General features: G+C 52.8%; 8 protein-coding genes. 1 reads left to right on the forward strand and 7 read right to left on the reverse strand.

All coding sequences use genetic code 11. The annotated features are described in order from the left end of the window. Nucleotides 1-3 precede the first annotated feature (3 nt). The 7 genes from gmd to gltB all read right to left on the reverse strand — a co-directional run bounded on the left by gmd (nucleotide 4) and on the right by gltB (nucleotide 10,846). Entirely contained in the window at nucleotides 4-1,038 is a 1,035-nt protein-coding gene (gene gmd / locus FAZ30_RS02485) for a GDP-mannose 4,6-dehydratase (protein WP_137008604.1), read from the reverse strand. An 11-nt stretch (nucleotides 1,039-1,049) separates the two neighbouring features. Next, on the reverse strand, nucleotides 1,050-1,766 hold the full coding sequence (locus tag FAZ30_RS02490; RefSeq protein WP_137008605.1) for an ABC transporter ATP-binding protein: 717 nt from the start codon (nucleotides 1,764-1,766) through the stop codon (nucleotides 1,050-1,052). A 2-nt stretch (nucleotides 1,767-1,768) separates the two neighbouring features. Continuing rightward, the gene (locus tag FAZ30_RS02495; protein WP_137008606.1) at nucleotides 1,769-2,542 is read right to left on the reverse strand and encodes an ABC transporter permease; all 774 of its coding nucleotides are present in this window, start codon (nucleotides 2,540-2,542) and stop codon (nucleotides 1,769-1,771) included. 72 nt (nucleotides 2,543-2,614) lie between these two features. After that, nucleotides 2,615-4,036: a mannose-1-phosphate guanylyltransferase/mannose-6-phosphate isomerase gene (locus tag FAZ30_RS02500; protein ID WP_137008607.1), complete on the reverse strand. Its 1,422-nt coding sequence runs from the start codon at nucleotides 4,034-4,036 to the stop codon at nucleotides 2,615-2,617. 481 nt (nucleotides 4,037-4,517) lie between these two features. Continuing rightward, nucleotides 4,518-5,936 carry an FAD-dependent oxidoreductase gene (locus tag FAZ30_RS02505; RefSeq protein WP_137008608.1) on the reverse strand — a complete coding sequence of 473 codons (1,419 nt, stop codon included), beginning with the start codon at nucleotides 5,934-5,936 and terminating at the stop codon, nucleotides 4,518-4,520. A gap of 65 nt (nucleotides 5,937-6,001) precedes the next feature. Further along, nucleotides 6,002-6,364: a four helix bundle protein gene (locus FAZ30_RS02510; RefSeq protein ID WP_124642246.1), complete on the reverse strand. Its 363-nt coding sequence runs from the start codon at nucleotides 6,362-6,364 to the stop codon at nucleotides 6,002-6,004. Between the two features lie 33 nt (nucleotides 6,365-6,397). After that, the gene (gltB, locus tag FAZ30_RS02515; protein WP_137008609.1) at nucleotides 6,398-10,846 is read right to left on the reverse strand and encodes a glutamate synthase large subunit; all 4,449 of its coding nucleotides are present in this window, start codon (nucleotides 10,844-10,846) and stop codon (nucleotides 6,398-6,400) included. Between the two features lie 296 nt (nucleotides 10,847-11,142). Between gltB and FAZ30_RS02520 the strand changes: the two genes are divergently transcribed. Next, a complete protein-coding gene (locus FAZ30_RS02520) occupies nucleotides 11,143-12,660 on the forward strand; it encodes a phospholipase D-like domain-containing protein (protein WP_124642242.1) in 1,518 nt (505 codons plus the stop codon). Nucleotides 12,661-12,772: the final 112 nt, after the last annotated feature.

The raw sequence follows: 12,772 nt of genomic DNA on the forward strand, positions 1-12,772 counted from the left end.
TTCCTAAAATGAAAACCCATTCTCATTACGCTTTAAATCTTCATTTACCATAATTCGACAAAGATCCTCTAAAGTTGTACGAGGACTCCATCCAAATTTGTTATTTGCTTTTTCGTATGAGCCAATCAAAATATCCACTTCTGCTGGACGATGAAATTTCTTATTTACCCTCACAAGAACCTTTTTACTAATAGTATCGAATCCAACTTCATCTTCACCGAATCCGTTATACTCAATATTTATTCCAACAGCTTTAAAAGCCATAGTGACAAAATCTCGAACTGTTTCTGTTCTATTCGTAGCCAAAATAAAGGTATCTGCTGTATCTTGTTGCATCATTAACCACATTCCTTCAACATACTCTTTGGCATATCCCCAATCGCGCTTAGCATCTAAATTTCCAAGCTCAAGAACATCTAAGAGTCCTAATTTTATTTTTGCAACTGTATCTGTAATTTTTCTGGTAACAAACTCTCTACCACGCAAAGGGGACTCATGGTTAAATAATATTCCACTACATGCAAAAATATTATAACTCTCACGATAATTTACAGTAATCCAATGCGCATAAAGCTTGGCAACACCGTAAGGACTTCTAGGATAGAATGGTGTAGTCTCTCTCTGTGGAATCTCTTGGACAAGACCAAACAATTCAGATGTTGATGCCTGATAGAACTTTATTTTTGGATTTACTATTCGTATCGCCTCCAGAATATTTGTAACTCCAATTGCAGTAATTTCTGCAGTGGTAACTGGCTGATCAAAAGACACTCCTACAAAACTTTGCGCTGCAAGATTATATATCTCGTTAGGTTTTGATTTCTGCAAAAGTCTAATTATTGATGATAGATCAGTCAAATCGAACTCAACAAGATTCAAATTAATATGATTTGTTATGTTCAATTCATCTAAACGCCAAAAATTAACTGAACTAGTTCTCCGGTATGTGCCATAAACTATGTAACCTTTATCCAAGAGCAACTCAGCCAAATATGCACCATCCTGCCCGGTCACGCCCGTAACTACAGCAACTTTCATATCATATCCTTTCAAATATTGGTAATTTCAATTAATTGACCATGTTCAATTCTAAATATTCTGTTGCAGATACTGGATACTAAATCCTTATCATGGGATGCCAAAACTAACAATGCAGAGTTTCCCACCATATCATTTAAACGTTCTGACGCTTTTTTATTAAAACCCTCATCACCAACAGATAACCATTCATCCATTAGAATTATTTCTGGCTGCAAAATGGAAAAAATTGAAAATGCAAGCCTAAGTAACATTCCACTAGAATATGCTCGGATAGGAATATTTAGAAACTCTCCGAGTTCACTGAATTCAGAAATTTCATCAATTTTCATTTTCAAATCTCGAGGTTTAATTCCGAATAGAACGCCTCTGATATAAATATTTTCTACTCCCGTTGCTTCACTATCTAATCCCAGTGCTAAATCGAGGAGAGAGGCGACAGAGCCAAAGACAGAAAGAGACCCATGAGTAGGCGCATACACACCAGCAAGGCACCGCAGTAAAGTTGACTTACCGGCACCATTATGTCCAATCAACCCAACCTTATCACCCGAATAAAATGTAAATGAAGCATTTTTAATCGCAGAGACGATTGTGCGTCCAGAGTGACTATTTTTGACCCCCCCACCAATGGTCGACGTAATCACTTTTCGGATCGACCTATTACTTGAGCTGTATATAGGAAAATCAATACATAAATTATTTGCAACAACAATTTTCTTCTTCATTTTCACATCCAGTATGCAATACTATTTGCATTTTTCCTCAAAACAACAGATGAAACGAGAAAGAGAACAATAGTAAACGCTGAAGCAAATATGTATGTATACAATGGCGGCACCGAACCCAAAATGGGGTCCCTTATAATAGATATATAAGCCGCCAACGGATTGAAATCAGAAACCCACTGATGATTGCTACCAAGCATATTAGGCTTCCACATTATAGGAGTTACATAAAATGCTGCAAACAAAAAATTTTGCACCAACATTGTAACGTCTCTAAATCTCGCGCAAACAATGGCCAATAACAAAGATAATGAGAACAACCCAACAAGAAGAATGACAAGGCCAAGCAATGTACGGAAAAACAAGACACCACTCCAGCGATCAAAAACGACCAATACAATAAAAACAATTATTATATTATGCAATAAGACAATAAAATTTCTAAATAAAACACGTAAAATGTATACTGTAAATGGCAATTTTATCTGCTTGATAATATATTCAAACTGAGAAAATGCAGTACATGCTTCAGATATTTGCGATGAAATAAATATCCAAAATACATGAGCAATTGAAAAAAAAGGCAAATACTCAGCTGTATTAAGTTTAAATATTGTCGACCATAACAAACCTAGGACGAGAACAGTAAAACCAGTGCTCAATGTCAGCCAAAGCGGGCCAATTGCTGTTCTTCTATATCGCTGACGGATATCATTCCACCCCAAAAATAACCAAAAATCTCTATTTTTGAATGAATGCATCAATTCATTAATCATTAACAAGCCTTATAAATTACATTTCCGCACTTTCAAGAATGAAATTCTGCTTTACAAATCAAATATGAACACTCAACATCTTCCATATATATCATCATAACGTACAATATCATCCTCACCTAAATACTCACCACTTTGCACTTCAATAAGAACTAAATCAATTACTCCGGGATTAGTCAGGCGGTGCTTGTGCCCTGCAGGTATATAAGTAGATTCATTGGTTGAAACAAACAACTCCAGCTCACCATTTATAATCTGTGCAGCACCACGCACAACAATCCAATGTTCACTGCGATGGTGATGCATTTGTAGACTCAAGCTTTGACCAGGCTTGACGATGATCCGTTTAATTTTAAACCGATCTCCATCTTCCAACACAGTATAGGTTCCCCATGGTCGATGAACCGTTCTATGGATTTTATATGCTTGGTGGTTGCGCTTCTTGAGATTGTTGTAAAGTTGCTTCACACCCTGTACATGGTTTTTATCGGCAACTAGAACTGCATCAGGGGTGTCAACAATGACCAAATCATGTACTCCTACAGCCCCCACCAACCTGTCTTCACTGCGTATATAGCAACCGCTGACATCATGCAGAACGGTCTCACCCTCGATGGTATTACCGGAGGCATCCTGCTCTCCCAACTCGCCCATGGCAGTCCAAGAACCGATATCGCTCCAGCCAATATCGCATGGTACAACGGCAACGGATGCAGACTTTTCCATCACGGCGTAATCGATTGAGATGTCTGGCACGGTGGCAAAGGTATTTTTATCAAGATCCAATTGCGTATAGCCTGCGCCTTCAATCTCTCGAGACTGTAATAGACAAGCTTCTACTGCAGACATCACATCCGGGCAGTGTGCTTTCATCTCTTGGATCAAAGTGCCCGCACTGAAGCAGAACATTCCAGAATTCCATAAGTATTTTCCGGATGAAACATACTCCTGTGCACATTCGATTGATGGTTTCTCGACAAATCGCAATACAGTATTTCCTTGTGCTTCGATATAGCCATAACCGGTTTCAGGTTGCCTTGGCTGTATACCAAAAGTGACAAGCTTGCCTTGCAAAGCTAACTCCGCTGCTGTTTTTACGGCGGTGGCAAATGCAGACGGTTTGCTGATGAGATGATCCGCAGCCAAGACCAACATCAAGGCATCATTTCCATGGCGCTTCTGAACATACAAAGCGGCAGAGGCGGCAGCAGCAGCGGTATTGCGCCCAAATGGTTCTAGAATAAAGCTCAGACCTTTATTTTCAGCATTGACCTCAGCGTAGTTGTCTTCCGTTTTAAATAGTAGCTCTCGATTGGTCACGGTCAATACTTCCGCAACCTCGGCAATACTGGCTCCTCTCAAAAACGCCTTTTGCAACAGCGTCTGACCATCAGCCAAGGCGATAAATGGCTTTGGATGTTGCTCACGGGACACTGGCCACAAGCGTGATCCTGCACCACCACACAGAATTGTAGGAATCAATACAAACGACATTTTTGACCTTAATATTGAATTCAATTAAAGAATTAACATTGCACACAAAAGCAACGATTAAATTATGGATTTATATCTGCCATAAATAAATTTTGCTGAAATTAACTCTCAGTCAAAATTAGTATTCACGCATAGCGATTTAAGCGAGCTTCATATTTATTTAAAAACCATTAAGATAAATTAGATACAATTGTAATGATATTACTGTTTAACTAATATTCAGCCAACACACTTAACTCTTACACCAACCACTTTACGCATTGACGGTGGTGCAGATCAAGAGGCCTCAAGTGACCTGTTTTTCTAAAAGTACATCTTACACGACCTATATATTTGGGAAGCTGAACACATAGGGCGACATGAATAGTATCCATGTTCGCACATTGTAACAGCTGCGCTGCTACCCGCCACCAACGATACACATGTAAAGAAGCCCGCCAATCGGCGGGCTTCTTTACACAAAGCAACGGCTGGTCCGTGCCTACCACACCTGCAGGTAGCTCAGCATGCCTTCCGCTGCCTGACGGCCTTCGAACACGGCACGGACTACCAAGTCGGCACCGCGTACCTGGTCACCACCGGCGAAGATCTTGGCGTGGCTGGTCTGGTACTTGAACTTGGACTTTTCCGAGGCGATGGTGCGGCCGTTGGGCTGGCTGCTGATGCCGGCGCGTTCAAACCAGCTGGCGGCTTCTACCTGGAAGCCGAAGGCGATGATGACGTGGTCGCACTCGATGCGCTCTTCGCTGCCGGGTACGATTTCGGCATTGCGGCGGCCACGGGCATCCGGCTCACCCAGGCGGGTTTCGGCCAGAATCACCGCCAGCGCGCCATTGGGCAGTTGTTCGATGCCCACTGGCTGGCTGTTCCAGCGGAATTCCACACCCTCTTCCTTGGCATTGGCCACTTCGCGCTTGGAGCCCGGCATATTGGCTTCGTCACGGCGGTAGGCGCAGGTCACGCGCTTGGCACCCTGACGGATGGCGGTGCGGTTGCAGTCCATGGCGGTGTCGCCACCACCCAGTACCACCACACGCTTGCCGGCCATGGAAACGGCGGCTTCGCCTGCCGGCAGGCTTTCCATGCACTGGCGCACGTTGTTGACCAGGTAGGGCAGCGCTTCCAGCACACCCGGCAGATCTTCACCGGCAAAGCCACCCTTCATGTACTTGTAGGCTCCCATGCCCATGAACACGGCGTCGTACTGTTCCAGCAGGGCTTCGATTTCGATGTCCTTGCCGATTTCGGTATTCAGCACGAATTCTACGCCCATGCCTTGCATGATTTCGCGACGGCGCTGAACAACGGCTTTTTCCAGCTTGAATTCGGGAATGCCAAAGGTGAGCAGGCCGCCGATTTCTTCGTAGCGGTCGTACACCACCGGCTTCACGCCGTTGCGTACCAATACGTCGGCACAGGCGAGGCCAGCCGGGCCGGCACCGATCACGGCGACTTTCTTGTCGCTCCAGATCACCTTGGACATGTCTGGACGCCAGCCGGCTTTATAGGCTTCGTCAGTGATGTATTTTTCGATGCTGCCGATGGTAACCGCACCAAAGCCGCCCTGATTCAGGGTACACGCACCTTCGCACAGACGGTCTTGCGGGCAGACGCGGCCACAGATTTCCGGCAGGCTGTTGGTCTTGTGCGACATTTCGGCCGCTTCAAACAGCTTGCCTTCGTCCACCAGCTTCAGCCAGTTGGGAATGTAGTTGTGTACCGGGCATTCCCATTCGCAATAGGGGTTGCCACAGGACAGACAGCGCCCGGCCTGTTCGGCTGCATCCACCTGGTGCAGCGGCTGGTAGATTTCCTTGAACTCAATCTTGCGCACCGCAGCTTCGACTTTTTCGCCGGGGTTGCGGGAGAGCTTCATGAACTGAAAAACATCACCTGACATCGTTTTCTCCCTGTTGGGGAGTGGGGAGTCAGGAGTAGGGAGTAACCCCGGCCCGACCAGCCCACTTAATCTTTCAATTTGTTTCGCAAACTGCTGATCAATGCAGAAAGCAGCTTTCCGGTTTTGTTGAGTGCCGGGATTCCTGAATGTTGCTGTGGGAGATAGCCAAGGCGGACTGCCAATTCCAGCTGTGTATCCATCTCACTGAGTGAGCCACGCGCCACAACCAGAAAATGGACATAGTCTCTGGTGGTACTGCGTGCGGCCCCTTCAGCAATATTGGAGGGAATAGACACTGCTGCGCGCCTAAGCTGGGCTGTCAGGCCGAACTTTTCTTCGGCAGGAAAGCTGGCGGTCAATTGATAAATCAACTGTGCCAAATTCATGCTTTCCTGCCAGGCGTGTAGCTGCTTGTGCGGCTTGTCCACTCCCTACTCCCTATTCACTACTCCCGGCTCACCTCAATCCTTGAGCAGGCTGTCCAGCGTGGCGGCCTTCGGCTTCACCAGCCAGAAGTAGTCCACGTAGTCGTCGAAGTTCTGCAGCATGGCGCGGCCGGTTTCGGAGCCGGTCAGCTCGACATGCTTGGCAATCTTCTCCAGCAGGAAGGCACGGTACATGCCCATTGCTTCGCCGTTGATCAGGTGAATGTCGACCAGTTCATTGTTGTAGCGGTAGGCAAAGCGCTCGCCCGGGTCGTAGACGAAGGCGAAGCCACCGGTCATGCCGGCACCGAAGTTGTAGCCGGTTTCGCCCAGTACGATGACAGTACCGCCAGTCATGTATTCGCAGCAGTGGTCGCCAGCGCCTTCGATGACGGCCAGCGCGCCGGAGTTACGCACCCCGAAACGCTCGCCGGCCACACCAGCGGCAAACAGCTGGCCACCGGTGGCGCCGTACAGGCAGGTGTTACCGATGATGATGGCTTCGCCGCTTTCATACACCGCATTCTTCGGCGGGTAGATGGTAACGCGACCACCCGCCATGCCCTTGCCGACGTAGTCGTTGGCATCGCCTTCCAGCTCCAGGTGCAAGCCCGAGGCGTTCCACACGCCAAAGCTCTGACCAGCGCTGCCGTTGAACTTGACCTTGAGGCAGCCAAACGGCAGGCCTGCCGCACCATGTACGCGGGCAATTTCGCCGGACAGGCGGGCACCGATGGAGCGATGGATGTTCTCGATCGGGTAGGACAGTTCCAGCATCTGCTTGTTATGGATGGCAGGCAGGGCGTCAACCAGGATCTGTTCAGCCAGCTCGCCCTTGTCAAAGGACGGGTTGCTGTCGCTGATGCAGAAGCGCGGCACATCGTCCGGCACTGTGCCTTGCGACAACAGCGGCGACAGATCGAGCTTGTTCTGCTTGGCGGTTTCGCCTTCCAGCAGCTCCATCAGGTCCATGCGGCCGATCAGCTCTTCCATGCTGCGCACGCCCAGCTTGGCCATCCATTCGCGGGTTTCTCGGGCAATGAACAGGAAGTAGTTCATCACCATTTCCGGCAGGCCAAGGAAGTACTTGGAGCGCAGCTTGATTTCCTGGGTGGCTACGCCGGTGGCGCAGTTGTTCAGGTGGCAGATACGCAGGTATTTGCAGCCCAGTGCCACCATCGGGCCGGTACCGAAGCCGAAGCTTTCTGCACCAAGGATGGCGGCCTTGATCACGTCCAGGCCGGTTTTCAGGCCACCGTCGGTCTGTACCCGTACCCGGCCACGCAAGCCGTTGGCACGCAGCACTTGCTGGGCTTCAGACAGGCCCAGCTCCCACGGCGAGCCGGCGTATTTCACCGAAGTCAGCGGCGAGGCACCAGTACCACCGTCGTAACCGGAGATGGTGATCAGGTCGGCATAGGCCTTGGCCACGCCGGCAGCAATGGTGCCCACGCCCGGCTCGGCCACCAGCTTCACCGACACCAGCGCGGTCGGGTTGACCTGCTTCAGGTCGAAGATCAGCTGTGCCAGGTCTTCGATGGAGTAGATGTCGTGATGCGGCGGCGGCGAAATCAGGCTGATGCCTTCCTTGGCGTGACGCAGGCGGGCAATCAGGCCGGTGACCTTGTCGCCCGGCAGCTGGCCGCCTTCGCCCGGCTTGGCGCCCTGGGCTACCTTGATCTGCAGCACTTCGGCATTCACCAGGTAATGCGGGGTGACGCCAAAGCGGCCAGAGGCCACTTGCTTGATCTTGGACATGCGCTCGGTGCCATAGCGCGAAGCATCTTCGCCACCCTCACCGGAGTTGGAGCGGCCACCCAGACGGTTCATCGCAGTCGCCAGTGCCTCGTGGGCTTCCGGCGATAGCGCGCCGAGCGACATGCCGGCAGAGTCGAAACGCTTGAGAATGGCTTCGATCGGCTCGACTTCGTCGACGGAGATCGGCTGCTCGGCCAGCTTCACCTTCATCAGGTCGCGCAGCATGGACACCGGACGGGTGTTCACCGTGTCGGCGTATTGCTGGTAGGTCTGGTAGTCGTCGTTTTGTACCGCTTTTTGCAGCAGCTGCACCACGTCCGGGTTGTAAGCGTGGTACTCCTCGCCGTGCACATACTTGAGCAAGCCACCCTGCGAAATCTGGCGCATCGGGTTGAAGGCGAAGCGCAGCAGCTGTTGCTGGTCGTCTTCGAAGTCCTCGAAGCTGGCACCGGACACGCGCGATACCGTGCCCTTCAGGCAGAGATCCACCACATCCTTGTGAATGCCGACGGCTTCAAACAGCTGGGCGCCACGGTAGGAGGCGATGGTGGAAATACCCATCTTGGACAACACTTTCAGCAGGCCCTTGTTGATGCCCTTGCGGTAGTGCTGCAGCGCTTCGTTGATCTTGCAGTTGACCACGCCGCTGTTCACCAGATCGATAATGCTCTGGTAAGCCAGGTAAGGATAAACCGCAGTGGCACCATAACCGATGACACAGGCCATCTGGTGCGCGTCACGCACGGTACCGGTTTCCAGCAGGATGTTGGTCTTGCAGCGCAGGCCGCTTTCGATCAGCGCATGGTGTACCGCACCGGTGGCAAACAAGGCATGAATCGGCAGGCGGCCCTGGGTGATGATGCGGTCGGACAGCACCACGATCACCGTGCCTTCGTTGACGGCTTCGATCACGTACTGGCACAGCTTTTCGATGGCTTGCTGCAGCGAGCCTTCGCTCGGGTCGTAGCACAGATCGAACGTGGTGGCCTTCAGATAGGTTTCCGGCCGGGTGGTCACGCGCACGAATTTTTCATGCGACAGCACCGGCGAGCGCACTTCCAGCCGCTTGGCGTGTTCGGCACTCTCTTCAAACATATTGCGCTCGGGGCCAAACACGCTGTTGAGCGACATCACCACGGCTTCACGGATGGGGTCGATCGGCGGGTTGGTCACCTGGGCAAACTGCTGACGCAGGTAGTCGAAGGGCGAACGGACTTTCTGGCTCAATACCGCCATCGGGGTATCGTCGCCCATGGAGCCCACGGCTTCCTGGCCGTCTTCGGCCAGCACGCGCAGGATCTGGTCGCGCTCTTCATAGCTGAAGTTGTACAGCTTCTGCAGGCGGGTCAGCTCTTCCTTGCCCATGGCTTCGATGCCGGCATCGTCTTCGATCGACAGTTCCAGATACTTGGCGCTGTCCTTGATCCATTGACGATAGGGCTTGGCGCTCTTGAGCATGGCGTCGATATCTTCCGGCATCAGCAGCTCGCCGGTGGCCAGGTCGGCGGCAAACAGCTGGCCCGGCTTTACCCGGCCCTTGCGCACCACGTCTTCCGGCTTGTAGTCCCACACGCCCACTTCCGAGGCGATGGTCAGGATATTGTCGCGGGTCAGTACCCAGCGTGCCGGGCGCAGGCCATTGCGGTCCAGCATACAGGCGGCGTAGCGGCCATCGGTCAGCACGATGCCAGCCGGGCCATCCCATGGCTCCATGTGCATGGAGTTGTATTCGTAGAAGGCGCGCAGATCCTTGTCGGTGGAATCCACGTTCTGCCAGGCCGGCGGCACCAAGAGGCGCAACGCGCGGAACAGCGGAATGCCGCCCATCAGCAGGCCTTCCAGCATATTGTCCAGGCTCATCGAGTCCGAACCGTCGGTCTGGACTATCGGGCGCACGGCGTCCATGTCCAGGTGCGGCGAGGCCATGATGCGCTCGCGGGCCCGCGCCCAGTAGCGGTTGCCCTGCACGGTGTTGATTTCACCGTTGTGCGCCAGGAAACGGAAGGGCTGCGCCAGCTTCCATTGCGGCCAGGTATTGGTAGAGAAGCGCTGGTGGAATACCGCCAGGCTGGACTCGAAACGCGGGTCGTTCAGGTCCAGGAAGAACTTAGGCAGGTTTTCCGGTGTCACCAGACCCTTATAGGACAGGGTGTGCGGCGACAGCGTGGGCAGGTAAAAGGCCGGGTCGTCCACCTTGTTGGCTTTTTCAGCCTGGCGACGGCCCATGTACAGGCGGCGCTGGAAGGTGAGTTCGTCCATCCCGAAGGGACAGTTGACGAATACCTGCGAAATAGCCGGCAGGCTGGCCAGTGCGGCTTCGCCACAGGCGCTGACATCGGTGGGAACCACACGGAAACCGGCCACTTCCAGTTGCTGGGCTTCCAAGAACTCCTTCAGCCGGCGCAGGCTGCGCGCGCCGATTTCACTGTCAGGGTGGTGGAATACCAGACCGGCGGCGTACACTGCCTTGAGCGCGATATCGGCCTCGGCGGCCACTTCGCGCAAAAAGCCATCCGGTTTGCGGAACAACAGGCCACAGCCATCACCCGATTTGCCGTCTGCCGCCACCGCTCCACGGTGGGTCAGTTTGGCCAGCGAGGAGATGGCGGTTTCCACCAGCCAGTGACTGGGTTTGTCGTCCAGCTGGGTGATGAGGCCGAAGCCACAGCTGTCCTGCTCGAAATCCGGGTGGTACAGGGTACCCTGCAACCAGCGCTGTCTGTCCATTGCTTTGTCCTGCTTATAATTGTGAATCGAATGAATTGATTCTAAGGGCAACTTGCTTGACCTTGCAACCAGTTATTGCCGCATTTTCCGCAGCGCAATAACTGTTTTAATTCAATGACTTGATAGAAATTTTCTGAAAAAAAATCAGGGAAAACCCGCAAAACTGGCATATTTTTCTTCCATTTTTGTGACGCCCATATTCATATTTACGACTTTCCCCGTCGTGCGCAGCCCTTATCCAAAACCGGGGGAAATACCTTGTTTTGAATATTGTCTGACAACATTCACGAGGCAATATGCGTAGCGATGCCACTACACCGGCAACACAGGATTTCGTCCGCAAGCTGGCCGACCAGGCCTTCTCGCGTTCGGCTGGCGCGCCGCTGATTGCCGGCAATAGTGTGCAACTGCTGTATGACAGCAGCGATAACTTTCCGGCCTGGAAACAGGCGATTGCCGCTGCGGAAGATTCGGTATTCATTGAAATGTACATCGTGGCCAACGACCGTTTTGGCCGCGAGATTCGCCAGTTGCTGATGGACAAGGCCACGGCCGGCATCAAGGTATGTCTGCTATACGACTGGCTGGGCTGCTGGAAACCCAGCCTGGGCGGTTTTTTCCGGCCACTGCTCGCGGCCGGTGCCGCCGTGCGCGCCTATAACCCCCCTACTCTGACCGGTGGGCTCAGCCTGCTGGGACGCAATCATCGCAAGCTGATCGTGGTAGACCGCCACACCGCGTTTATCTCCGGCCTGTGCATCAGTTCCAGCTGGGAAGGCCAGCCGGATGCCGGCATCGCCCCCTGGCGTGATACCGGACTGGCGCTGCGCGGCCCGCTGGTGGCCGAGGCGCTGGCCGCGTTTGCCGATAGCTGGGCCAGTTGCGGCACCGCGCTGCCTGATGTCTGGCAACAGCCACCCGGCCCGCAAGCAGAGGCCGGTGCGATTGCCGCCCGGCTGATTGCCACCACTCCGTCCACGGCCCACATGATGCGGCTGGACATGCTGATTGCCAGCTTTGCCCGCCGCACGCTGTGGCTGACCGATGCCTACTTCATGGGCACCAGCACTTATCTGTCAGCCCTGAAGCAAGCGGCACTGGATGGTGTTGACGTGCGCCTGCTGGTGCCACGCTCCAGTGACATCCGCTGGATCGCCACCGTCTCGCGCACCATGTACCGGCCGCTGCTGGAATCTGGCGTCAGGGTGTTCGAGTGGAACGGCTCGATGATTCACGCCAAGACCGCAGTCGCCGACGGCCGCTGGGCGCGTATCGGCTCCACCAATCTGAATATCTCCAGCTGGCTGGCCAACCGGGAAATCGACGTCGCCATCGAAGATGAAACGGTAGCCGGCGAACTGGCCGCACGCTTTCTGCAGGATCTGGAGCAGTCCACCGAAGTGGTACTCAGCGGCCACAAGCGCACGCCGGTACTGACCCACCCGCGCCAGCGCCAGCCGCCATCTTTCCTGTTTCCGGCGGCCAGCCATGCCGCCCGCAGCAGTGCCAGCGCCGCCGCGCGCCAGGCAGCACGGATTGGCGATGCGCTGGGTGCGGTGGTGCGTGGCACCCGCAGCATCGACACCAGCGAGGCTGCCGCATTTCTCACCATTGGCCTGGCCTTGCTGGCGCTGGCGCTGCTGGTGGTGCTGTTCCCCTGGATGGTGGCCGGGCCGCTGGCCTTCCTGCTGCTGGTCAGCGGCGCGGCCATCGTTCTCAAGGCGCTGGGGCTGTACCGCCGCCGTAATGAAAAAAAACAACAGTTGGCCGCGACAAAAAATAATCTCAAACCGCCAGCCCCACCTACTGGCTAATGTGCCTTAAAACAACCCTTTAACTGCCGAAAATCCAACGCAAAGCCTTGTCCGACAAGGCTTTGCGCTGGATATTTGATCAAACTTGCAGAATATTTTCATCCACTGATAT

It is taken from the genome of Aquitalea aquatilis, from assembly GCF_005155025.1.
GTDB classification, from domain to species: Bacteria; Pseudomonadota; Gammaproteobacteria; order Burkholderiales; family Chromobacteriaceae; genus Aquitalea; species Aquitalea aquatilis.

Coding starts and splice junctions, on each gene's coding strand:
- gmd (WP_137008604.1), bottom strand. CDS start 1,038: ATGAAAGTTGCTGTAGTTACGGGCGTGACCGGGCAGGATGGTGCATAT.
- FAZ30_RS02490 (WP_137008605.1), bottom strand. CDS start 1,766: ATGAAGAAGAAAATTGTTGTTGCAAATAATTTATGTATTGATTTTCCT.
- FAZ30_RS02495 (WP_137008606.1), bottom strand. CDS start 2,542: ATGATTAATGAATTGATGCATTCATTCAAAAATAGAGATTTTTGGTTA.
- FAZ30_RS02500 (WP_137008607.1), bottom strand. CDS start 4,036: ATGTCGTTTGTATTGATTCCTACAATTCTGTGTGGTGGTGCAGGATCA.
- FAZ30_RS02505 (WP_137008608.1), bottom strand. CDS start 5,936: ATGTCAGGTGATGTTTTTCAGTTCATGAAGCTCTCCCGCAACCCCGGC.
- gltB (WP_137008609.1), bottom strand. CDS start 10,846: ATGGACAGACAGCGCTGGTTGCAGGGTACCCTGTACCACCCGGATTTC.
- FAZ30_RS02520 (WP_124642242.1), top strand. CDS start 11,143: ATGCGTAGCGATGCCACTACACCGGCAACACAGGATTTCGTCCGCAAG.